This window comes from Saccharopolyspora gloriosae, from assembly GCF_022828475.1.
Lineage (GTDB): Bacteria > Actinomycetota > Actinomycetes > Mycobacteriales > Pseudonocardiaceae > Saccharopolyspora_C > Saccharopolyspora_C gloriosae_A.
In genome coordinates this window covers 2,299,573-2,321,931 of the sequence record NZ_CP059557.1, presented here as the reverse complement: position 1 = coordinate 2,321,931, position 22,359 = coordinate 2,299,573, and the positions used below count along the sequence as shown (strand labels likewise).

General features: G+C 68.3%; 19 protein-coding genes and 1 pseudogene. 4 read left to right on the top strand and 16 right to left on the bottom strand.

Annotated features, from left to right (window positions below; all coding sequences use genetic code 11):
- Positions 1–3 precede the first annotated feature (3 nt).
- Together H2Q94_RS09855 and H2Q94_RS09850 are read right to left on the bottom strand one after the other, a co-directional pair.
- Positions 4–969, bottom strand: coding sequence for a glycosyltransferase family 2 protein (locus H2Q94_RS09855; protein ID WP_243794145.1), 966 nt, complete (start codon positions 967–969; stop codon positions 4–6).
- Between the two features lie 398 nt (positions 970–1,367).
- Positions 1,368–3,434, bottom strand: coding sequence for a glycoside hydrolase family 43 protein (locus H2Q94_RS09850; protein ID WP_243794143.1), 2,067 nt, complete (start codon positions 3,432–3,434; stop codon positions 1,368–1,370).
- Between the two features lie 139 nt (positions 3,435–3,573).
- On the opposite strand from H2Q94_RS09850, the gene H2Q94_RS09845 reads away from it, so the two are divergent.
- On the top strand, positions 3,574–5,658 hold the full coding sequence (locus H2Q94_RS09845) for a S9 family peptidase (RefSeq protein WP_243794140.1): 2,085 nt from the start codon (positions 3,574–3,576) through the stop codon (positions 5,656–5,658).
- A 333-nt stretch (positions 5,659–5,991) separates the two neighbouring features.
- On the opposite strand, the gene H2Q94_RS09840 is transcribed toward H2Q94_RS09845, so the two are convergent.
- From H2Q94_RS09840 to cmk, 5 genes are all read right to left on the bottom strand, one after another.
- Positions 5,992–7,110 carry a sensor histidine kinase gene (locus H2Q94_RS09840; RefSeq protein WP_243794137.1) on the bottom strand — a complete coding sequence of 373 codons (1,119 nt, stop codon included), beginning with the start codon at positions 7,108–7,110 and terminating at the stop codon, positions 5,992–5,994.
- Positions 7,107–7,805 carry a response regulator gene (locus H2Q94_RS09835; protein ID WP_258718675.1) on the bottom strand — a complete coding sequence of 233 codons (699 nt, stop codon included), beginning with the start codon at positions 7,803–7,805 and terminating at the stop codon, positions 7,107–7,109. The genes H2Q94_RS09840 and H2Q94_RS09835 overlap by 4 nt, the downstream gene beginning before the upstream one ends.
- Before the next feature lie 89 nt (positions 7,806–7,894).
- Entirely contained in the window at positions 7,895–9,361 is a 1,467-nt protein-coding gene (der, locus tag H2Q94_RS09830; protein ID WP_243794134.1) for a ribosome biogenesis GTPase Der, read from the bottom strand.
- Positions 9,358–10,041: a lysophospholipid acyltransferase family protein gene (locus H2Q94_RS09825; RefSeq protein ID WP_243794132.1), complete on the bottom strand. Its 684-nt coding sequence runs from the start codon at positions 10,039–10,041 to the stop codon at positions 9,358–9,360. Before H2Q94_RS09825 ends, der begins: the two co-directional genes overlap by 4 nt.
- Complete coding sequence (cmk, locus tag H2Q94_RS09820; RefSeq protein ID WP_243794130.1) at positions 10,038–10,760, bottom strand: (d)CMP kinase; 723 nt, start codon at positions 10,758–10,760, stop codon at positions 10,038–10,040. Before cmk ends, H2Q94_RS09825 begins: the two co-directional genes overlap by 4 nt.
- 211 nt (positions 10,761–10,971) lie before the next feature.
- On the opposite strand from cmk, the gene H2Q94_RS09815 reads away from it, so the two are divergent.
- Together H2Q94_RS09815 and H2Q94_RS09810 are read left to right on the top strand one after the other, a co-directional pair.
- Positions 10,972–11,454 (top strand): cation:proton antiporter regulatory subunit, encoded by a 483-nt coding sequence (locus tag H2Q94_RS09815; RefSeq protein ID WP_243794127.1) that lies wholly within the window; start codon positions 10,972–10,974, stop codon positions 11,452–11,454.
- Between the two features lie 133 nt (positions 11,455–11,587).
- Positions 11,588–12,765 (top strand): annotated as a pseudogene (locus H2Q94_RS09810) (cation:proton antiporter).
- A gap of 201 nt (positions 12,766–12,966) precedes the next feature.
- Here the strand turns inward: H2Q94_RS09810 and H2Q94_RS09805 are convergent.
- The 6 genes from H2Q94_RS09805 to xerD all read right to left on the bottom strand — a co-directional run bounded on the left by H2Q94_RS09805 (position 12,967) and on the right by xerD (position 17,801).
- Positions 12,967–13,740 (bottom strand): pseudouridine synthase, encoded by a 774-nt coding sequence (locus tag H2Q94_RS09805; RefSeq protein WP_243794125.1) that lies wholly within the window; start codon positions 13,738–13,740, stop codon positions 12,967–12,969.
- Positions 13,733–14,482: an SMC-Scp complex subunit ScpB gene (scpB, locus tag H2Q94_RS09800; RefSeq protein ID WP_397545450.1), complete on the bottom strand. Its 750-nt coding sequence runs from the start codon at positions 14,480–14,482 to the stop codon at positions 13,733–13,735. The genes H2Q94_RS09805 and scpB overlap by 8 nt, the downstream gene beginning before the upstream one ends.
- Positions 14,479–15,312 (bottom strand): segregation and condensation protein A, encoded by an 834-nt coding sequence (locus tag H2Q94_RS09795; protein ID WP_243795635.1) that lies wholly within the window; start codon positions 15,310–15,312, stop codon positions 14,479–14,481. Before H2Q94_RS09795 ends, scpB begins: the two co-directional genes overlap by 4 nt.
- Before the next feature lie 86 nt (positions 15,313–15,398).
- Positions 15,399–15,746, bottom strand: a complete 348-nt coding sequence (locus tag H2Q94_RS09790) for a hypothetical protein (protein ID WP_243794122.1) — start codon at positions 15,744–15,746, stop codon at positions 15,399–15,401.
- Positions 15,747–15,780: 34 nt separating this feature from the next.
- Complete coding sequence (locus tag H2Q94_RS09785; protein WP_243794120.1) at positions 15,781–16,722, bottom strand: ParA family protein; 942 nt, start codon at positions 16,720–16,722, stop codon at positions 15,781–15,783.
- Between the two features lie 128 nt (positions 16,723–16,850).
- Positions 16,851–17,801: a site-specific tyrosine recombinase XerD gene (gene xerD, locus H2Q94_RS09780; protein ID WP_243794117.1), complete on the bottom strand. Its 951-nt coding sequence runs from the start codon at positions 17,799–17,801 to the stop codon at positions 16,851–16,853.
- Between the two features lie 201 nt (positions 17,802–18,002).
- Between xerD and H2Q94_RS09775 the strand changes: the two genes are divergently transcribed.
- Positions 18,003–18,533: a DUF1707 domain-containing protein gene (locus H2Q94_RS09775; RefSeq protein ID WP_243794116.1), complete on the top strand. Its 531-nt coding sequence runs from the start codon at positions 18,003–18,005 to the stop codon at positions 18,531–18,533.
- Positions 18,534–18,646: 113 nt separating this feature from the next.
- On the opposite strand, the gene H2Q94_RS09770 is transcribed toward H2Q94_RS09775, so the two are convergent.
- The 3 genes from H2Q94_RS09770 to H2Q94_RS09760 form a co-directional block, all read right to left on the bottom strand.
- Complete coding sequence (locus H2Q94_RS09770) at positions 18,647–19,309, bottom strand: NUDIX domain-containing protein (RefSeq protein ID WP_243794115.1); 663 nt, start codon at positions 19,307–19,309, stop codon at positions 18,647–18,649.
- 22 nt (positions 19,310–19,331) lie between these two features.
- The gene (locus tag H2Q94_RS09765) at positions 19,332–21,029 is read right to left on the bottom strand and encodes a CTP synthase (protein ID WP_397545449.1); all 1,698 of its coding nucleotides are present in this window, start codon (positions 21,027–21,029) and stop codon (positions 19,332–19,334) included.
- 215 nt (positions 21,030–21,244) lie between these two features.
- On the bottom strand, positions 21,245–22,276 hold the full coding sequence (locus H2Q94_RS09760) for a helix-turn-helix domain-containing protein (RefSeq protein ID WP_243794113.1): 1,032 nt from the start codon (positions 22,274–22,276) through the stop codon (positions 21,245–21,247).
- Between the last annotated feature and the right edge of the window lie 83 nt (positions 22,277–22,359).

The window sequence follows — 22,359 nt, the reverse complement described above, 5'->3', positions numbered from 1 at the left end:
CGCCTACACCCGCTCGGCGGGCGGCGCGCACAGCACGTCGTAGCCGCGATCGGGTGTTGCGGGGCCGATCCCGAGTGCGAGTCCGCCGGACTCCTTCACCAGGAAATGCGGGCGCCCCATCGTTTCGAGGTGGATCCGGCCCAGGTACTCGCCGACCACGCCGAACAGCAGCAGCTGCACCCCGGACGCCCACAGCAGCAACGAGGGCAGCAGCGGACCGCCGGTCGCGAAAACCCGGAGCGCTTGGACCGCACCGGCTGTGGCGACGAGTGCTCCGAGGTACCCGGCGAGCCGCAACGGCCTGCGATGAAAGGAGAACAAGCCGTCCAAACCGTGTTCGACGAGAGCTCGCCATGTCCACCGAGACCTCCCGCCATGGCGAGCACCACCGCTGAACGGAACGTGCGCGGTGTCGAATCCGATCCACGCGAACAGGCCTTTGGAGAACCGGTGCTGTTCGGGCAACGCGAGCAGCGCCTGCACCGCCCGTCGGGTCAACATTCGGAAATCACCGGCGCCATCAGGCACCCGAATCTCACAGAACCTGTTGAGCAGTCGGTAAAAGACCCGCGCGGGCAGCCGCCGCGACAGGGGCTCCCCGGAGCGATCCCGGCACGCCACGACCTGGTCGTGCCCGGAGTCCAGCACCGCCAGCATCCGCCCCAGCAACTCCGGTGGATGCTGCAGATCAGCGTCCATGATCACCACGCGCCTGCCGTGCGCGCGCCGCAAACCGGCCAGCACCGCGGCTTCCTTGCCGAAGTTGCGACTCAGCGACAGATACCGGAATCGAGGATCGGACGCCGCCAGTTCCCGCAGCGTCGGCAAGGTCCGGTCGGTGCTGCCGTCGTCAACGGCCACCACCTCGTACTCGGGGGCCACGCCGGGCAGCACCCGCAGCAATTCAGCGTGCAGGCGCGGAAGTCCGTCTTGTTCGTTGAAGCAGGGAACGACGACCGTGAGATCCATCGGAAGCTCTCATCCGGACGGCACCACCGCCGGCGGCGACGCGGTGCGAGGGGCGTTTCGGGCACCGCGAACGTAGGAACCCCGGGCCTCGCACCCCCGTCCGACACACCGGCGAATCCCTCCTGCGAGGGAGAAATCCCGGCATCGAGCACCCGACTCAGCGGCGCACGAGTCCTACCGGAAGAGTCTTCTGGTAGTCGTCCTGTCAGCGGCGAAGCACATTGACCGGCTAGAGCGAACGACCACCGGCGGGTTCTCAGCGGCTTCTTCGCAAGGACACCGGCCAGGACAGGGATTTCACCGCGTATCGGACATACATCAGAAATGGATCCCGCGGCGAGGAAGCCGCTGAGGCTCCGCTCCCCGGACACCCACGCAGGCCGGACCGAACAAAAGACCTACGCCTCAGGGCACTGTCCCTGCACCGCTCCGCGCACCTCGTTCGTCCGGCCTTCATCGACGGGAGCGGGCTCGTTGCCCCAACAACGCAGCGCGCCCTCGATCACGGAGCCCGCGACGACCGGCGCCGCACTCCCCGTCAACGTCACCGAACCGCCCACCTCAACACCGTCCAGCCGCACCTGCCCCGAAGCGCCGCGCACCCGGACCGGCCCGGCGACCGAGCCGCCAGTGAGCCACACCGCCCCCGGCGATTCGGCGTGCACGGACCCGTCGATGGTCGAGTTCACCACGATCACCGAGGCACCGGGAACGACCCGCACCGAACCGCGCACCCGCGCGTCCACGATGCACGTCACGCCCTCGGACACCACCACATCAGCCTGTGGCCCGTTGATCGTCGCAGCGCAGTCAGCGACCGGGACCGTGACCGCCACCGGACCAGCGTCCTGATTCACCTCGACGTAGTGCCCGGCCGAGACCCGGCGCTGGTAGCTCAACCGCAACGCCGCCACCCCGTCCGGAGACCCGTGCACCACCGCCCCGTCCACGCCGGGTTCAACGCTCAGCCCGCTAGCCGGATCCACCTGAGGTTCCACCCGATTCAGCGGATTCCCCAACGGCATCGCCGTTCCGGAGCCGGTGCCGACGCGCCAGCCGACCTCCCCGCGCCCGCCGCTCACATCGATCACCGGCCGGTCCGCGGCCAGTGAGTACGGCGCGACACCGGAGGGCACCGGACGATCCTCGGTCGTCCCATCGATGTGCAGCGCCGGCCGATCCTGGTCCAGGCGCAGCCGCGAGGTGTAGAGCCTGCGGTCGAGCTCTGCGGACGGACGCCCATGATGGACGTAGTACAACTCGGTCGAATCGGGTCCGGCGATCACGCTGCCGTGCCCGGTGGAGTACATGCCGAGCCGTTCGTCCTGGGACAGCACCGGATTCGCCGGGCTCTTGCGCCAAGGCCCGAGCGGGTCGTCCGCCACCGCGTACCCGACGCCGTAGAAGCTGTTGGCGAAGTTGTTCGCCGAATACGTCAGGAAATACCGCGGCCTGCCTTCGCGAGTGGTCGTCTTGACCACCGTGGAACCTTCGGACCACCGCCGGTCCTTCTCCGCTCCCCCGGTCTCCGCGTAGTCGTTGACGTGCGCGTTCTCCCACGGCTGCGGGTCCGAGGCGTAGTCGATGATCGGCGTGAACCCGTCCTTGCGCACCCCTGGCGGGTCGTCCGGATCCCGGTTCGCATCGCGGTAGCTCGGCTCGATCTGCGGCATCGTCGTCCCGGCGGGGTCGTCCCACCATTCCGAGGTCAGTTCCACGACGAGAACGTTGGATTCTTCGATGTACTTCCCGAGATCGTGATCCCACACCCAGTTCCGGTAGGCGTTGCGGGAGTAATACAGGAAGATCCGCCCGTCGTCGAAGAACACGTTGGGGTCGATGAACGGGATGTAGGTGCCCAGCGGCGCCGTCCGGCCTTCCTCCAAAGTCGCGGGCGGCTTTTTCTGCTCGGCGTCCATGATGAGGTTCACGTCGTGGTAATCGGGATCGTAAGGGTGGTAATCGATCGGCCCCGGCGTGATGTTGTGGAACGGCCCGGCCGGCGAGTCGGCCACCGCGACGCCCACCTTGCTGGGTTCCTCGAAGTCGGCGTATCCGAAGTGCTCGGCGATCCCGTCCCGCAATCGCGCCGAGTAGAACAGGAAGTACCGGCCGGTGGCGGGATTGTGGTAGACCTCCGGCGCCCAGAACCAGTCGCGGCCCCACTGGTTTCCGTCGCCCATGTTCAGCGCACCACCGGGAAGCCGCTGCCACGTCACGAGGTCCGGTGAGCGGTAGATCGCGAATTCGTGACCGGGGTCGGCGCCATCGGTCGAATAGGCGAAGTAGTCGCCGCTGCTCGGATCGCGCAGCACGAACGGGTCGGCCGCGGGCAACGACGCGTCGTTGTAGTAGGTCGCGTCACTGGCGGAGCGCGGCGCGGCCGCGGAACCGTGCGCCGTGGCCGCCAACAGGATCGGCAGCGCGAACAGGATTCCTCGCACTCGGGACCACCGGATCGGCACTCGTCTCTCCTCGACACGCAGCGGACTTGCCCGAACACGCGAAGTGAACACTTCCGTTGATCAATACGGGTTGTCAATAGCCGACACGCCGACGCGACCTGACTCCCGTTCACATCCGGAAAGCTGGCAAAGTGCAGGTATGCCGTCCGTTCCGTCGTTTCCCCGCCACAGCGCGCGCACCCAGGGCTTCACTCTCGGCGTGCCGCGGACCTTCACCATCACCCCTGATGGCAAGACCGTCCTGTTCCTGCGCTCCGCCAGCGGAACGGACCGCAGCAACGCCCTGTGGCGCTGGGACGTCACGACCGGCACCGAATCCCTCGTCGCCGACCCGGCCGCGCTGCTCATCAACGACGAGGTCTCCGACGAGGAACAGGCCCGGCGCGAACGTTCCAGGGAACGCGCCACCGGCATCACCGGCTACGCCACCGACAGCGCCGGAACCCAGGTGGCGTTCACCTTGTCCGGCAAGCTGTTCCACGCCGACCTGAACACCGCCGCCGTCCGGGAATTGCCCGCACGGCAACCCGTCGCCGACCCGCGGCCGGACTCGCACGGCCGCTGGATCGCCTACCTCTCCGGTGGGGCGCTGCGCCTGATCAACACCGACGGCACCGGCGACCGGGCGTTGGCCGAACCCGAGACCGACACCGTCACCTGGGGCGCCGCCGAGTTCATCGCGGCCGAGGAAATGGCCCGCTACCGCGGCTACTGGTGGTCTCCGGAAGGCACGGCGGTACTCGCGGCCCGAGTCGACGAACAACCCGTTCAGCACTGGTACCTCGCCGACCCCGCGGACCCGGCGAAGGAGCCGCGCACCCTGCGCTACCCCTCGGCGGGCACCGCCAACGCCGACGTCCGCCTCACCGTGCTCGGCGTGGACACCGCGCCCGTCGACGTCGAATGGGACCGCGAGGCCCACCCCTACCTGGTCACCGCGCACTGGTCCCGCAACGGTCCGCCGTTGATCACGGTGCAGAGCCGGGATCAGCGAGTTCAGCTGGTGCTGGCGGTCGACCCGGCCACCGGGCGCACCCGCGAGGTGCACCGCGACACCGACGAGCACTGGATCGAGATCAAACCCGGGTGGCCGGCCTGGCACCCCAGCGGTGAACTCGTCCGGATCGGCGTCGACCGCGACTCCTACCGCCTGTTCGTCGGCGACGAGCCGTGGACTCCGGAGTCGCTGCAACTGCGGTCGATCATCGACATCGGCGAGGACGTCCTGGTCTCGGCCTCCGCCGAAGACCCGGCCGAAGTCCACCTTTACCGGTGCACCGCCGATGGCGCCGAACGCATCAGCGCCGAACCGGGCGTGCACAACGCCGTCCGCACCGGGACCACCACCCTGCTCGCCCACTCCGGCCTGGACTCCCAGCACTCCCGATTCCGGTTGGCCGACGGGGAACGCGTGCTCGGGGAGATCCGTTCCTACCCCGAAACGCCCTCGATCGTGCCGAACGTGGACCTGCTGCGCCTCGGTGACCGGGAGCTGCGGACCGCACTGCTGCTGCCGCACGGCCACACTCCTGACGACGGCCCGCTGCCAGTGCTGCTCGACCCCTACGGCGGTCCGCAGGCGCAGCGCGTGCTCGCCCGGCGGCAGGGCTACCTGACCTCTCAGTGGTTCGCCGACCAGGGATACGCGGTGGTCATCGTCGACGGGCGCGGCATGACCGGCCGCGGCCCGTCCTGGGACCGCGCGATCAGCGGCGACCTGGCCGAACCTCCGCTGCAGGACCAAGTCGACGCGCTGCACGCGCTGGCCGAACAGCGCTCGGAGATCGACCTGAGCCGGGTCGCGATCCGCGGCTGGTCGTTCGGCGGCTACCTGGCGGCACTCGCCGTGCTGCGCCGCCCGGACGTCTTCCACGCCGCCATCGCCGGTGCCCCGGTGACCGACTGGCGGCTCTACGACACCCACTACACCGAGCGCTACCTCGGCGACCCCGCGCGGAACCCGCAGGACTACGCCGCGAGCTCACTGGCCGACGACGCCGAGAACCTGCGCCGTCCCCTGCTGCTGCTGCACGGCACCGTCGACGACAACGTCTTCCCCGCGCATTCCCTGCGCCTGTCCGCGGCCCTGCAAGCGGCCGCCCGCCCGCACACCATGCTCTCGCTGCCCGGCGTCAGCCACATGCCCACCGACGAGACCACCTCGGAAAACCTGCTCCTGCTCCAAATCGAATTCCTCCGGGCAGCCCTAGGCGGCGACCGCTGAAAACCCTGACCTCAGAACAATTCCCACCCCGCACCAACAAGTTCCGCTACCTCGCTCCACCAGCAGCGAAACCCACAAGGGACAACGAAACAAACCCGCCCTACAGCGAAGCCGTCCCTAACGGCCAAACGCCGTGCCTCGCGGCGAAGCCGTGCCTGTATGCGCGTCAGCGCATAGCCCACGTCAAAAAGCCGACCACCGGCGGGTTCTCAGTTGCTTCCTCGCGAGGACAGCTTTTTCCCTCGTGGCGGAGCCACTAGGGAAAAAGATCCCGCAGCGAGGAAGCAACTGAGGTTCCGCCACCCGACCACCAAAGCAAAACGAGCCCAGAACCTACAACTGAGAAAGAGGAAGTTCGGCGCGTAGTTCGAAGCCTTCGGCTGCGGGCGCCGCCTCCAAGGTGCCGCCCAGCATCCGCACCCGCTCCGACAACCCTGCCAACCCCGAACCGCCACGCCCCACGTCCGCCGCATCGCCCACGGGCACCGCGCGCAGGTCGAGCGTCGGAGCACCGTTGCGCACGACGACCTGCAGTCGATCATCGCTTCCGGTCAGCTCCACCATGACCTCAGCGCCGGGCGCATGCTTGGAGACGTTCGTGAGCGCTTCCTGCACCACCCGGTACACGGCCCGGCTCACCCCGGACGACAACTGCACCGCTTCCGAACATTCGTCGCTGAGCACCACTCGGACGCCGGACCGCTGTGCCCTCGCGACCAGTTCCGGAATGGCTCGCGCACCTGCGGAATCACGCTCCTCGGACGCGAGACCCAGCGTCGAACGCATCTCGCCCAGCGCTTCCTTCGCCAAACCCCGCACCCGGATCGCGGAGTCGCGGACGTCGGGCTCCGCGCTGTTCGCGGCCATCGCCGCCGCCTCGACGGCGATCAGGGTGACGTGATGCCCCACCGCGTCGTGGATTTCGCGGGCGATGCGGGCGCGCTCTTCAGCGCGAGCGGTCTCCACCTTCGCAGACAACTCCGCCTCCGTCGCGTCCTGCAGCCGCCGCATGCTCGTCGTCAGCTGAGCCCGCGTCGCGATCAACGTGCCGATCACCGCCGGACTGCCCGCAGCGATCAGCACGAACGTCAGCGTCAGCGCCAAGTCGTTCAGCGGCAAGGACTGCCAGATCAGCACCGGCAGCAATGCCGTGATCGCCGCCAGCGACACCCAGCCCACCAGCCACCATGACTGCGACCGGGCCTGCCCCAACCGGAACAGCGCCACGAACGCCGCGGCCCACCCCAGCCCACCGGCCAATCCCGGAAGGCACAGCACCAACGCCAACCGCGGCGACCAATGACGCAGCAGCAGACCCGCGGACGCGATCAACCCGGTCACCAGCGCCCAGGTCGAACCGTTCTGCGCGAGCAGCACCACCACAACGGGAACGAGCACCGCCAGTGCGTCCAGCAACAACCGCCGCGGACGCAACCCGGCAAGCCCGCTCAACGCCGCTCGCCCTCACCCGTCCCCGCGACGCGCTGCGCGATCAGCGCCGCCTGCACTCGGTTCTCGGCCCCCAGTTTGCTCAACACAGTTGAGACATAACTTTTCACCGTGGCCTCGGTCAACCCCAGCTTCTCGCCGATGTGCGCGTTGGAACGGCCCGCACCGAGCAACTCCAACACTTGGCGTTCCCGCGCAGACAAGCTCCGCACCAGCCGGACCTCGTGCGCCGAGTCCCCCAGTGAACGGAATCTCGGCAACAACCGCACGGCGATCCGCGGATCCAGCACCGCACCACCGGCCGCGAGGTCCTGCACCGCGCGCACCAACGCGTCCGGCTCCGCGTCCTTCAACAGGAAACCGTGCGCCCCCAGGCGCAACGCCTCCGCGACGTAGTCGTCCAAGTCGAAGGTCGTGAGCACCGCGCACACCGGAGGACGCGGCAATCCGCGCAACTCCCGTAACGCGGCCAGCCCGTCCTTGCCCGGCATCTGCACGTCGATCAACGCCACGTCCGGCTGGTGCGTCCGCACCACCGACAGCAACTCATCCCCGGTGCCCGCCTCGGCGACCACCCGGATCAGGCCGTCATGCTCCAGCAGAACCCGCAAGCCCCGCCGCAACATCACCTCGTCATCGGCCAACACCAGCCTGATCGGCCGCGCCGCGGAACCCTCCGCGGCGGATTCAGCACGCACCCTGGGTCACCTCCCCTGTACAAAGGGCCGACCGAAGGTTATCGGCAAGGCAATCTTGGTCTGCGTGCAGTACCCGGCCACTAGCCCGTTCAGCGGCGTGCCTTGCGTCCGTCCTTGCGTTCGCGCACCCGCACCGAGATCCGGACCGGACTGCCGGTGAACCCGAATTCTTCGCGGAACTTGCGCTCCACGAACCGCCGGTAACCGGCTTCCAGGAACCCGGTGGTGAACAGCACCAGTGTCGGCGGACGCGGGTGCGCCTGCGTCGCGAACAGGATCTTCGTCTGCTTGCCGCCGCGCACCGGCGGCGGGCTCGCCGCGACCAGATCCGACAGCCACGAGTTGAGCCGCCCGGTCGGAACACGCGTGTCCCAGGACTCCAACGCGGTGCGCAACGCCGGCGCGAGCTTCGCCACCGAACGCCCCGTCTCCGCGGAGACGTTCACGCGTTCCGCCCAACGCGCCCGCACCATCTCGCGGTCGAGTTCGTTGTCGAGCCGCCGCCTGCGGTCGTCGTCGACCAGGTCCCACTTGTTGCACACCAGCACCAGCGCACGGCCCGCTTCGATGACCATGCCGATCACCCGCAGGTCCTGCTCGGTCAACGGCTCGGAGGCGTCGATCAGCACGACCGCCACCTCCGCCGCCTCGATCGCGGCCTTCGTGCGCAGCGACGCGTAGTACTCGGTGCCGCTCGCGGTCCGGACCCGCTTGCGCAGGCCGGCCGTGTCAACGAACCGCCACACCTCGCTGTCGAGCTCGACCAGCGAGTCCACCGGGTCGACCGTGGTGCCCGCGACGTCATCGACGACCGCACGCTGCTCACCGGTGAGCTTGTTGAGCAGGCTCGACTTGCCGACGTTCGGCTTGCCCACGAGCGCGACCCGGCGCGGCCCGCCGGTGACGCCGAACTGCTCGTGCGGCACATCCGGGAACACCTCGAGGATCGCGTCCAGCAGGTCACCGGAGCCACGTCCGTGCAACCCGCTGATCGGCCGCGGCTCACCCAGGCCGAGCGACCACAGGGCCGCCGCGTCCGCGTAGATCCGCTCGTCGTCGACCTTGTTGGCCGCCAGCAGCACGGGCCGCTTCGAACGGCGCAGCACCCGCGCCACGGCCTCTTCCGTCGCGGTCGCGCCGACCTGGGCGTCCACCACGAGCAGCACCGCGTCCGCCGTGGTCATCGCCATCTCGGCCTGCTTGGCCACGGCGGCCTGCAAACCCTTCGCGCCCGGCTCCCAGCCGCCGGTGTCGACCACCGTGAAACGCCTGCCGTTCCACAACGCGTCGTAGGCGACGCGGTCCCTGGTCACGCCCGGCTGGTCCTGCACGACCGCTTCACGACGCCCCAGCAACCGGTTCACCAGCGTCGACTTGCCCACGTTCGGCCTGCCGACCACTGCCAGCACCGGCTGCGGCCCGCCTTCGGCGGCGTCCTCGGCGCCCTCGACCCCGTCGAACTCGGTCCACTCGGCCTCATCCGACCACGTACCGTCCAGGCCGCCGTCGAGCGGCGCACCCACATCTTCCGGGCGGCCCACCGACTCTTCGGTCACGCTCGTTTACCTCTCACATCGTCGCTTTCGGCGGTCTCGGCGATCAGCCCGTCCAATTCGGCGATCAGCCCGACCAGTTCTTCGCGGACCCGCTCGGTCGCTGCCGTCAATCCAGCGCGCCCCTTGGCCACCGGCAATGTCACCGGCTCGCCGAACAGCACATCCACCCTGGGCAACAGCCTACGGCCCTTTCCGTCGGGGCCGCGCGTGCCCCGGCATGCCACCGGTAGCACCTGTGCGCCGGACGTCCTCGCCAACCACGCCGCCCCGTGCTGCGCGTTGGCCACGTCCCCATCGCCGCGAGTTCCCTCCGGGAACACCCCGACCAATCCGCCGGAACGCAGCACCCGCACCGCCGCCAGCAGCGGAGTCCGGTCCGGTTCGCCGCGGCGCACCGGGATCTGACCGAGCCGGCGCAGGAACCACCCGAGCGGCCCCCGGAACAATTCGTTCTTCACCAGGAACACCACGTTGCGCGGCACGATTCCGAACAGCAGCGGAGCTTCCAGCAGTGAGCTGTGGTTGGCCACCAGCACCAGCGGCCCGGTGCGGGGAACTCGATCGACGTGATGCACTCGCAGCCGGTACGGCAGCGGCACGAAGATCTTCCCGATCCAGCGCCCCACCCGGTGCAGTCGCGGCGACGCACCGTCCGGCAGATCGGAGCCGGTCGCGCTCATCGCGTCGACTCCACCCCGGCGAACAGCCCTCTGGTGTCGACCAGCGCGTGCAGCTGTTCCAGCACGCCCGCGACGTCCAAGTCGGTGGTGTCGAGCTCGACGGCGTCCTCCGCCATCCGCAGCGGCGACACGGCGCGGCCGGAGTCGTAGGCGTCACGGCGCTGCACATCGGCATGGGTGCGTTCCAGGTCGGACGTTCGGCCCGCCGCCACATCCTGATCGCTGCGGCGACGTGCGCGCGCCTGCGACGAAGCGGTCAAGTACACCTTCAGACCGGCGTCCTGCGCGACCACCGTGCCGATGTCGCGGCCTTCCACCACCACACCGCCGGGTTCGTCCAACGCCTCCCGGATGATCCTGCGCTGCTCCTGGACCAGCAGTTCGCGCACTCGCGCGACGGCCGACACCGCGGAGACCGCACCGGTCACCTCGGCACCACGGATCTCCTGCCCCACGTCCTCGCCTGCGAGCGCGACCGTCGGAAGCAGTGGCTCCGTGCCCATCACCGGCAGCGTGGACGCGGCCACCTCGGCCACCGCGGCCTCATCGGTGATCGGCACCCCCGCGCGCAGCACCGCGAGCGTGACCGCCCGGTACATCGCTCCGGTGTCGAGATACGACGCAGACAGCGCCGCGGCCAGCTTCCGGGCCACCGTCGATTTCCCAGTGCCCGAGGGGCCGTCGAGGGCCACCACTCCACGAAGCTCGGCGTGTGCCACGTCGAGTCTCCTCCTTAGTCACCACCGGCCGAGGAAACGCCGGACCAACCACTCATTGTGCCTGCTCCACCAATGGGTTCCCCACTTGCGTCCACGATCGAAGGCACACCGTTCACAGGAAGCACCCATCGCGGCGCCCAGCGGTCCTGGTTTCACCGGTTCGTCCCAGCCCCTGCTTACACACTCGACTTCCTGTATTAGGCTCGATCGTGTGGACGTCACAGTGACCCCGCTTCCGGGACTCGGGACACAACAGGACTTCGTCACTCGTTCCGGGCACCGGATCGGTGTGATCACTTACCGCGATGGACGCTTCGAGCTGATCGTCTCCGGCCACGACGACCCGGACAAGGTCGCCGCTTCGGCCGGGCTCACCGCCGAGGAGACCAACACCCTCGCCAACCTGCTCGGCGCCCCCCAGCTGGTGGCGCGCTTGAGCGAGCAGCAGCGCGAAGTCGCCGGGATCAACACCTGGCAGCTCCCGGTCGATCAAGGCTCCCCGTTCGACGGACGGACCCTCGGCGACACCGAAATGCGCACCCGCACTTCGGCGTCGATCGTCGCCGTCGTACGAGACGGCACGGTGCACCCGTCGCCGCGTCCCGACTTCGAGTTCCACGCCGGCGACCTGGTGGTCGTGGTCGGCACCGCCGACGGACTCCGGGCCGCGGGCGAAATCCTCGAACGGGGCTAGCCGCCCAGCCGAGTCCGCAGAGGACAAGGTCGTCCGCTACGTCCAAGAGCACCGCGCTCTTGGACGGGAACCTCGTGCGCTCAAGCAGCGGGACAACTGAATAGGTACTCGAACAGGGGCGAGAGGAAACACGGTGCACGACACGGCGATCTCCCTCATCGAGCTGGGAGCGGTGTTCTTCGGTCTCGGCGTATTAGGCCGCCTCGCCTGGAGAATCGGCATCTCGCCGATCCCGCTTTACCTCATAGGTGGAATCGCCTTCGGCACCGGCGGATTGATACCGCTGCACGGGATCGAGCCGTTCACGCATCTAGCCTCCGAGATAGGCGTGGTGCTGCTATTGCTCTTACTCGGGCTGGAGTACTCGGCGGGCGAACTCGTCACGGGACTCCGGCGTTCTTGGCTGGCCGGTCTGGTCGATCTGGTGCTGAACTCGGCCCCTGGCGCGATCGTCGCGCTGCTGTTGGGCTGGGGTCCGGTCGGCGCACTGACCATGGCGGGCGTCACCTACATCTCTTCTTCCGGCATCATCGCGAAAGTTCTCGGCGACCTCGGCAGGCTCGGTAACCGCGAAACACCCGTGGTGCTGTCCATCCTGGTATTCGAGGACCTGGCAATGGCGGTCTACCTGCCGATCCTCACCGCTGTTCTGGGCGGGGTGAGCCTGCTCGGCGGGCTGACCGCCGTCGGCATCTCACTGATCGTCATCTCGATCGTGCTCTTGGTCGCCTTGAAGTTCGGGCGCTACGTCTCCGCGTTGATCGACAGCCCTGATCACGAGGTGTTCCTGCTTCGTCTGCTCGGCTCGGCCCTGCTGGTCGCGGGAATCGCCTCGGAGCTGCAAGTCTCGGCCGCGGTGGGCTCGTTCCTGCTGGGCATCGCGATCTCCGGTTCCACCGCGCAGAACGCCACCCGGATGCTGGAGCCGTTGCGCGACCTGTTCGCCGCGGTGTTCTTCGTGGTCTTCGGCCTCAACACCGATCCGTCGCAGATTCCGCCGGTGCTGGGGTTCGCCCTGGTGCTGGCCGTCGTCACCGCGGTCACCAAGATCGGCACCGGCTGGTTCGCCGCGCACTCCCAGGGCATCGGCAAAATGGGCCGCGCCCGAGCCGGTGCGGCGCTCGTAGCCCGCGGCGAGTTCTCCATCGTCATCGCCGGACTCGCGGTCGCTTCCGGAGCGGTCTCGGGGAACTGGCAGCACTGGCCACCGCGTACGTCCTGCTCATGGCCATCCTGGGGCCGGTCGCGGCACGAGTCGTCGAGCCCGTGGCTCGCTTGGTCGTCTCGCGGAAGCCCCAGGCCAAGGCCTGATCCGCACTACGGTGGTCCATGAAGTCAGGCCGGGAACGTCGGACATGTGCGTCCGTCGTTCCCGGCCTGACCTGTCATTGCGGCTTTTCCCGGCCCGCGCAAACTGGACCGAACCGCTGCCAAATTTCACTCGACACTGAACAGATCGCGCCTATCGAACAAGCTGCGCGCGTCTCAATCAGCCCGAATCGCGCTCGAAAATCACATGCTGACGGCTCGGTAGAGCGCGCCGACCTCCTTGCGATCCAGCTTGCGGATCGCGCCGGGCCGTTCGCTGGTCAGCTTCACCTCGTCGATCGCCGTGCGCACCAGCCGTCGCACCGGGTGCCCGACCTGCTCCAACATCCGCCGCACCACGTGCTTGCGCCCCTCGTGCAGGACGACCTCGACCAGTGCACGCCCCTCGTTGACGTCGACCAAGCGGAACTTGTCGACCTTCACCTGGCCGTCGTCCAAGGTCACGCCGGACCGCAACTGCTTGCCCAGGTCCTTCGCGATCGGCCCCGGCACCTCCGCCAGGTACGTCTTGAGCACCTGGTACGAGGGGTGCATCAGCCGGTGCGCCAGCTCGCCGTCATTGGTGATGAGTAGCAGGCCCTCGGTGTCGACGTCCAGCCGCCCCACGTGGAACAGCTTGCCGTCACGTTCGCGCAAGTAGTCACCGATGCAGGGTCGCCCCTGGTCATCGGACATGGAGCACAGGATGCCCTTCGGCTTGTTCAGCAACAGGTGCTGCACGTCCTCGTTGACGACCACCCTGGAGCCGTCCACGTGGATCACCGACGTCTCCGGGTCCACCCGCCGACCGAGTTCGGTGACGACCTGGCCGTCCACCTCGATGCGGCCTTCGGTGATCATGCCCTCCGCGGCGCGACGCGAAGCCACTCCCGCGCGGGACAGCACCTTCTGCAGCCGAATGCCCTCCGGCTGCGAACCCGCAGCGGACGAAGGGGCCGGGGCACGGTTTTCAGACATCGTCGATCGTATCCACTTCAGGCAACAAGGGAGCCAGCGGCGGAAGATCCTTCAGCGACGACAGTCCGAGCCGCTCCAAGAACAGCTCCGTCGTGCAGTACAGGAACCCGCCGGTCTCCGGGTCGGTACCGGCCTCCTCGACAAGGCCGCGCCCCACCAGGGTACGGATGACGCCGTCGACGTTGACACCGCGTACCGCCGCCACCCGCGCACGGGTCACCGGCTGCCGGTACGAGATCACCGCGAGCGTCTCCAACGCCGCACGGGTCAGCTTCGCGCGCTGCCCGTCCAGCAGGTACCGCTCGACGTAGGGCGCGTAGGTCTCGCGGGTGTAGAACCGCCAACCTTCACCGACCCGCCGCAGGTCGATGCCCCGCTCGGACTCCTCGTAACCCTGCGCCAACCGTTGCAGCGCGGTGCGGATCCGGGCGACCGGCTGCTCCAGGGTGTCTGCGAGCAACTCCTCCCCCGCCGGGACGTCGACCACGAGCAACAGCGCCTCCAGCGCCGAGTCCAAAGTCTCGTCAGCGGTCAGGTCCGGGGGTGTGCGCGACACCGCGGCGCCGGCCGGCTCCGCCTGAGCGGGCTCGGCGGCTTCCGCCGCGGACGCCGGCACCTCCTGCTCGTCCGCATCGGCCACAGCCGCGTCGGAAACAACGGTGTCGGCCCCGGCGGCATCTTCCTCGAACCGCGCCTGCTCGGCCTGGGTCTCCGCGCCGGAAGCGTCGTTCACTGCCCTCACCCGTATTCCTCTTCGTTCGCGCTCCGCCGGTCCGCCTCGGCCGCGACCCGCGCCTCGTCGAGGCTGCCGCCTACCCAACGCACCAGCAGATCCCCCAGCGGATCCTCCTGCTCGAAGGCGAGCACCTTCTCCCGGAACAACTCCAGCAACGCCAGGAACCGAGCCACGATCTCCACCGTGTGCTCGCAGTCCTCCACCAGCGTCGAGAAGTCCGCGGCGCCCAGTTCCGCCAGCCGCAGTCGCAACATCGCCGCGTGCTCCCGCACCGACACCTGATGCTGGTGAATGTGCTCCAGCGACACCGAAGGCGGTGGTTTCGGCCGGAAGACCGCGGCGGCGATCTCCGCCAGCCGCTGCGGCCCCACCCCGATCATCACCTCGGGCAGCAGCCCCTCGAACCGGGGCTCCAACGCCACCGCACGCGGATACCGCCGCAGCGCACCCGCCTCCAGCTCCCCGAACAGCGCCGCGACCTGCTTGTACGCCCGGTACTGCAACAACCGCGCGAACAGCAGGTCACGCGCCTCCAGCAGCGCCAGATCGTCCTCGTCCTCGACCTCCGCGGCAGGTAGCAACCGCGCGGCCTTCAAATCCAGCAGCGTCGCGGCGACGACCAGGAACTCAGTGGTCTCGTCGAGGTTCCAGTGCTCCCCTAAGGCCTTCGTGTAAGCGATGAACTCATCGGTGACCTTGTGCAGCGCCACCTCGGTTACGTCCATCTGATGCTGCGAGATCAGCTGCAGCAGCAGGTCGAACGGACCTTCGAAGTTGTCCAGCCGCACCGTGAAACGCCCCGACGACGACGGCTCCGCGGTCGCGACGACGGGCACGGACTCGGTGGGCGCGGCGTCAGCCGCCTCGGGGGCGGCCCGGTCCTGCACCGGAACAGCATCGACCCCGCCGGTTGGGGAATCGGTCACTCGCCGGACTCCGCCTGCAGCCTGCGCACCAGCACCGAATCGGCACCACGCGCATCAAGATCAGCGAGCAGCATCGCCACCCCTTCACGCACGACCCTGCCGCGATCCACCGCGATACCGTGCTCAGCGCGCAGGGCGAGCCGGGCCTGTTCCAACGCCAGCAACTCCTCATCGGAGACGTACACGGTGATTTTCGCATCGTGCCTGCGCCGCCCCGACCCCGACCTGTCCTGCCGCCCGCTCGCAGTCGGCTCGGCGGCGGGTTGTTCGACCGGCGCCTCGATGTTCCGCACCGTCGTCCGGAACAATTCGGATGCACCGGGCAACTCCGCACGACGCCTCACACGCCCTCCCCGGCGCCCTGCCGCACGGGAGCGATCACCGCGCGATCACCTCGCGAGCCAACGAACGATAAGCCTGCGCCCCCGCCGAACGCGGCGCCCACCTGGTGATCGGCTCACCGGCCACCGTGGTCTCCGGGAACCGCACCGTCCGGTTGATCACGCTGTCGAACACGACATCGCCGAACGCCTCGACCACGCGGGCCATCACCTCGCGCGAATGCAACGTGCGCGGGTCGAACATCGTCGCCAGAATGCCGCTGATCTCGAGCTTCGGGTTCAGCCGCTCCTGCACCTTCTCGATCGTGTCGATCAGCAGCGCGACCCCGCGGAGGCTGAAGAACTCGCACTCCAGGGGAATGATCACGCCATCGGCGGCGGCGAGCGCGTTCACCGTCAGCAGGCCCAGCGACGGCTGGCAATCGACCAGGATGAAGTCGTACTCCTTCATCGCCGGGAACAGCACGCGCTGCAACGTCTGCTCACGACCGACTTCCGCGACCAGCTGCACCTCGGCGGCGGACAGGTCGATGTTGCTCGGCAACAGATCCATGCCCTCGACGGTCGTGGACATCACGACGTCCCGGACGTCCACCGACCGCTCCATGATCACGTTGTAGATCGTCTGATCCAGCTGGTGCGGCTGGACGCCCAGGCCGACCGAGAGCGCACCTTGCGGGTCGAAGTCCACCAGCAGCACCCGGCGCCCGTATTCGGCGAGCGCGGCACCCAGGTTGATCGTCGACGTCGTCTTGCCGACGCCGCCTTTCTGGTTGCACATGGCGAGCACCGAGGCCGGACCGTGACGATCCAACAGCGGTGGCTCCGGAATGTGCCTGCGCGGCCTGCCGGTGGGGCCAACGTTCCCGTCAGGTGACAACTCGGCTTCACCACCCGAAGCCGAAGGCTTGTGCGGGGCGATGCTCAGGTCGACCGCGCCCCGGGACCGCCCTTCGGCGGAGGGCTGCGGTGTCGACATGGCGCTAGGACTCCTTGTCTGCCGGTGACGATCATACCGATCGAGCGCAGCCTAAGTGGCATTCACTACCTGCGGCAACGCGCCTCGCCGAGTCCCGGCGAAATGCGTGCCACCCCACTCCATCGAGTTCAAGTATCACGCCGCAGTGCCCGCGGATGGGCCGTCGCGTACACCTCGCGCAGCGTGTTCACCGTCACCAGCGTGTACACCTGCGTCGTGGTGACCGAAGCGTGCCCCAGCAATTCCTGCACCACCCGCACATCCGCACCGCCCTCCAGCAGATGTGTGGCGAACGAATGCCGAAGCACGTGCGGCGACACGGCACTGCTGATCCCGGCCTTGTCCGCAGCGGATTTCAACGCATTCCACGCGCTCTGCCTGGACAATCTGCCGCCGTGGGAGTTCAAGAAGACCGCTGACGCCCCCTTGCCCCGCGCAGCCAGCACCGGACGAGCCCGCACCAGGTAAGCGTCCAGTGCTTCCAGCGCGGGACGACCGACCGGAACGAGCCGTTGCCGCCCGCCCTTGCCGTTGAGCAGCACCGTCCGTTCGCCGGAATTCACGTCATCAACGTCGAGGCCCACCGCTTCCGAGATCCGGGCGCCCGAGGAGTACAGCAGCTCCAGCAGAGCTCGATCCCGCAGGCCGCGCACGTCCCGCCCATCGGCACCACCCAGCAAACGCAGCACATCGGCGACCGGTAGCGCCTTAGGCAGCCGCCGGGCCGGGCTGGGCGGCGACACCTCCCGCGCCACGTCCACCTCGACCCACCCCTCCGCGTGGGCGAACCGGTGCAGTCCGCGCACCGCCACCAGCGCGCGCGCCGCCGACGAGGGCGCGAGCGGCCCGTGCTCGCCCGTGCCCTCACGCAATTCCGCGGTGAATGCGGCCAGCTGCCGCGCGTCGACCTCGCGCAGCCTCCGCACGCCCGTCTCGGCCAAGTGCAGGCCGTATCGGCGCAGATCCCGCGAATAGGAGTCCAGCGTGCTGCGAGCACTTCCGCGTTCGACCGCCAAATGGTCCAGAAAACCGGCACACGCGGTGCGCAACCCCTCGGGAAGGTCCTCGAAGGCTTTCACTGCCGGACTCCTCTACGCGAAGCGAACGGGGCGCAGCTTAGGACGCCACGGCCACCGAACTATGCCATGGTGCCGAAAGCCGTCAACCCATGATCATTGGGTACCGGGACACGGAAACGGAGCAAACGGAATTACGCCGATTGCGCGTATCTCGCATCCATTTCCGCACCCACGCGTCTCAGTTCGACTAATCTGATCAAGGTGACCTCACCGCACGATCCCGGCCAGATGCGCATCGGCGACCAAGACCGCGCGCAGGCCATCCAGGCACTCGGCGAACACTACGCCCTCAGCAGACTGTCCCTGACCGAGTACGAGGAACGGGTCGACAGAGTCACACGCTCCATCACCGGAAACGACCTGATGCAGCAGTTCATCGACCTGCCCGTGCCACGACCGATGGGCGGCACTCCGCAGCAGTATCCCCACGCGCCGGTCACGCAGGCGCCGATGCCGTACGGGATGGCGCCGCATCCGTACGAGAACCTGGCGCTGTCGGACAAGTCCCGTCTCGCCGCCGGTCTGCTGCAGATCCTGCTCCCGTTCGGGATCGGCCGGTTCTACACCGGCCACACCGGCATCGCGGTGGCCCAACTGCTGCTGTGCACGTTCGGTGGCTTGATCACGTGTGGTCTAGGCACCGTCGCCGCGCTGATCTGGTGCGTGATCGACGGGATCGTCATCTTGAGCACCGAGAGCACCGACGCCCACGGACGCGTGCTGCAGTCCTGATCGCCGTTCGCTTCCGGTGGCACGGACCCGCTGCCGCTTCCGCCGATGCGGAAACGGGTCCGCCGCCGAGGAACATCGGCAGCGGACCCGCATTGGTCGTCCTCGTCCGTCGACTACCCGTCCAACCGAGTGCGCAGCCGGTGCGGCCGGTCGCCCCAGGGCGCCGACGGCGGCCTCGGCTCGACCGCACCGGTCCGGACCGCGTGCGCCGCCAGCAGCCCCGCGACCGCGGGAGCGTTCACGATCTCTCCGCTGAACACCATCCGCACCGCTTCGTCGAACGGGAACCGCCGGATCACCAGATCCGCTTCCTCGTCACCGGTGGCCACCGGACGCCCGACATCCGTGAGCGAACTCGCCAGGAACACGCGTTCGCTCTGATCGGTGAATCCCGGCGAGGACGCGATGTCCGCCAGCACCGACCAGGATTCGGCGGCCAGCCCGACCTCTTCGGCGAGTTCCCGCTGCGCGGTCCGCAGCGGGTCCTCATCTGCGACGTCGAGCAATCCCGCGGGCAGCTCCCAGAGCCGCCGTCCCATCGGATAGCGGTACTGGTGGATCAGGACGACCTGATCGTGCTCGTCCAACGCGACCACGGACACGGCACCGAGGTGCTCGACGACCTCCCGGCGAGCCCGTCCACCGCCGGGCATGGCGACCTCGTCGGCCCGTAGGGCCAAGATCTTGCCCACGTAGACGTCGGTGGACGCCGTGGTGGCGAACTGATGCGTGCCGTCGGTCCGTTCGATCTCGTCGCTCGGATTCTGTGCGCTCACGACGCCACCTTACGGGTGCGGATCAGACCCCTGCCTGCACGTTGTCCGACAACTCGACCGGGAGCCGTTCCGCCGCGCGGTAGTCCACGGCGGCCCGGACGAAAGCCGCGAACAGCGGGTGCGGGCGGGTCGGGCGGCTCTTGAGCTCGGGATGCGCCTGCGTTCCGACGAAGAACGGGTGCTGCTCGCGCGAGAGCTCCACGAACTCGACCAGGCGGTCGTCGGGTGAGGTGCCGGAGAACACCAGGCCCGCCTTGGCCAGCCGGTCCCGGTAGGCGTTGTTCACCTCGTAGCGATGCCGGTGCCGCTCGGCGACATCGAGCGTGCCGTACGCGTCGGCGACGACCGAACCTTCGACCAATTTCGCCGGGTACGAACCGAGCCGCATCGTGCCGCCCATGTCCCGATCCCCGGAGAGCACATCGCGCTGGTCCGCCATCGTGCTGATCACCGGGTGCTGGCAGGGCTCCTCGAACTCCGCGGAGTTCGCCCGCTTGAGCTCGGCCAGCGAGCGAGCCACCTCGATCACCATGCACTGCAGGCCCAGGCACAGGCCGAGGGTGGGAATGCCGTGCGTACGGGCGTAGCGGATCGCCCCGAGCTTGCCTTCGATCCCGCGGACGCCGAACCCGCCTGGAATCAGCACACCGTCCATCCCGGCAAGAGCGTGCGCCGCGCCGGAGTCGGTCTCGCATTCGTCGGACGGGACCCACGCGATCTCGACCTTCGCCCGGTGCGCGAAGCCTCCCGCGCGCAACGCCTCGGTGACCGAGAGGTAGGCGTCGGGCAGGTCCACGTACTTGCCGACGAGCGCGATCCGCACCCGTTCGGTCGGCTTGTGCACCCGGTCCAGCAGGTCACCCCACACCGTCCAGTCGACGTCCCGGAACGGCAGCCCGAGGCGCCGGACCAGGTACGCGTCCAACCCTTCGCCGTGCAGCACCCGCGGAATGTCGTAGATCGACGGGGCGTCCGGGCAGGCGACGACCCCGTCGGAGTCCACATCGCACATCAGCGCGATCTTGCGCTTGAGATCCTCAGGGAGATCACGATCGGCGCGACACACCAGCGCGTCGGGCTGGATGCCGATGTTGCGCAACGCGGCCACCGAGTGCTGGGTCGGCTTCGTCTTCAGCTCGCCGGACGGAGCCAGGTACGGCACCAGCGACACGTGCAGGAAAAAGCAGTTGTCGCGGCCGACGTCGTGCCGCATCTGGCGGCAGGCCTCCAGGAACGGCAGGGATTCGATGTCCCCGACCGTGCCGCCGACCTCGGTGATGACCACGTCGGGCGTGCGGCCGTCCTCGTCCGGTTCGGACATCGCACGGATGCGAGCGATGATCTGGTCGGTGATGTGCGGAATCACCTGGACCGTATCGCCCAGGTATTCGCCACGGCGTTCTTTCGCGATGACCGCCGAGTAGACCTGGCCGGTCGTCACATTCGCGTTCTTGGTGAGGTCCCGGTCAAGGAACCGCTCATAGTGTCCGATGTCGAGGTCTGTTTCAGCCCCGTCCTCGGTAACGAAGACCTCGCCGTGCTGGAACGGGTTCATCGTTCCGGGGTCGACGTTGAGGTATGGATCGAGCTTCTGCATCGTCACCCGCAGGCCGCGGGAGGTCAGGAGTTCGCCGAGACTCGACGCGGTCAGGCCTTTGCCGAGTGAGGAGGCGACACCTCCCGTGACGAACACGTGCTTGATCGTGCGTGCTTGCGGCACCAAGAAGGCTCCCCGTGGTCAAGCCGTCGCCGGGCTAGTGAATCTGCGCTGGCAGGACGGCTGAATCCGTCTCTCCCACGGGATTTCAGCCTAACGCACGATGAACCTCCGGTACACGGCGACCCGCATGGCTTGGAACACGATGAGGAGCTCCAGGTCAACCGCCGTTGGTGCAAGTTCCACTCCTGCCACTGCAACCTCACCCGCATCCTCGGTCAGCCGCCCACAAGGGACCTTCCCGCCACCTCGAGCCAGCGGAGCGAATCATCGGGTGACAACGCGGTCGCGGAGAGACGCCGCAGAAGTGCGCGATCGGCCTCCACCGTCACCGGATCATCATCCAGGGCGGTGCTCGAACCGAACGTCCTCACCACCGTTGCGGGAAGGTCCAGTTCGAACGAGAGCAACGAGAACGGCTCGTCGGTCGCCAACGCTCCCGCGCTGAACGGAAGTACCCGTACGGTCACGGCTTCTCGCCGAGCCAGCTCCCGCAGCCGGTCCAACTGCCCCGCCAGCACTCCCCGGCCACCGACCTCCCGGCGCAGCGACGATTCGGCGATCGTCAAGTCCAGCCGGACATCTCCGGACTCCACCCGCTGCTGCCTGCGGTGGAGCACTTCGAGCGACCGTTCGAGCTCCGCCGCCGAGTGGTCCGAGAGCCGCACCTCCCTGACGGCCTCCGCGTAGTCCCGGGTCTGCACCAGATCAGGCACGGTCTCGGTGGCGAACAGTTTCACGGTCACGGCTTCGGCCTCGAACCCGATGTGCTGCCGCACATCCGCCGGCAGCACATCCCGGTAGGACTCCCACCATCCGCGCTCCCGCGCGGAACGCGCCAAATCGACCAACCGATCACGATGTTCGGTGTCGGCGTGGCAGATGTCCGCGAGAGCGATGACCGCGTCGATCCCGACGCTCTGCCGTGCTCCTTCGATCTTGCTCACCTTCGCCTGCGGCCAACTCAAGCGGGCGGCCACGTCGGCGTGGGTCAGCCGTGCCGCGTGCCGTAGCCTCCGCAGTTCGCCGGCGAGCAGGTACCGCCGCACCATCGGGCTGACCGGCGCACGGCCAGGTGGAGCCTCGGAATCCCGGTCAGTGCCCCTCTGCCGGTGACCTGCCGGGGCGTACCGGTCGTCGACCGGCATGCCCCCGGAGTCGGCCTCACCGGCCTGCTGCCGGCTGAGCCGACTCCCGGCGGACCCCGGCTCGTCGGCACTGCCGTTCTCGGTGGATCGCATCTCGCTCATGGCCCAAGTCTGATCACACCCCCGCCGAGCGATCCAGGAATGTCACCCCATCGAATTATCGCTATTCGAATAATTCTCGAACA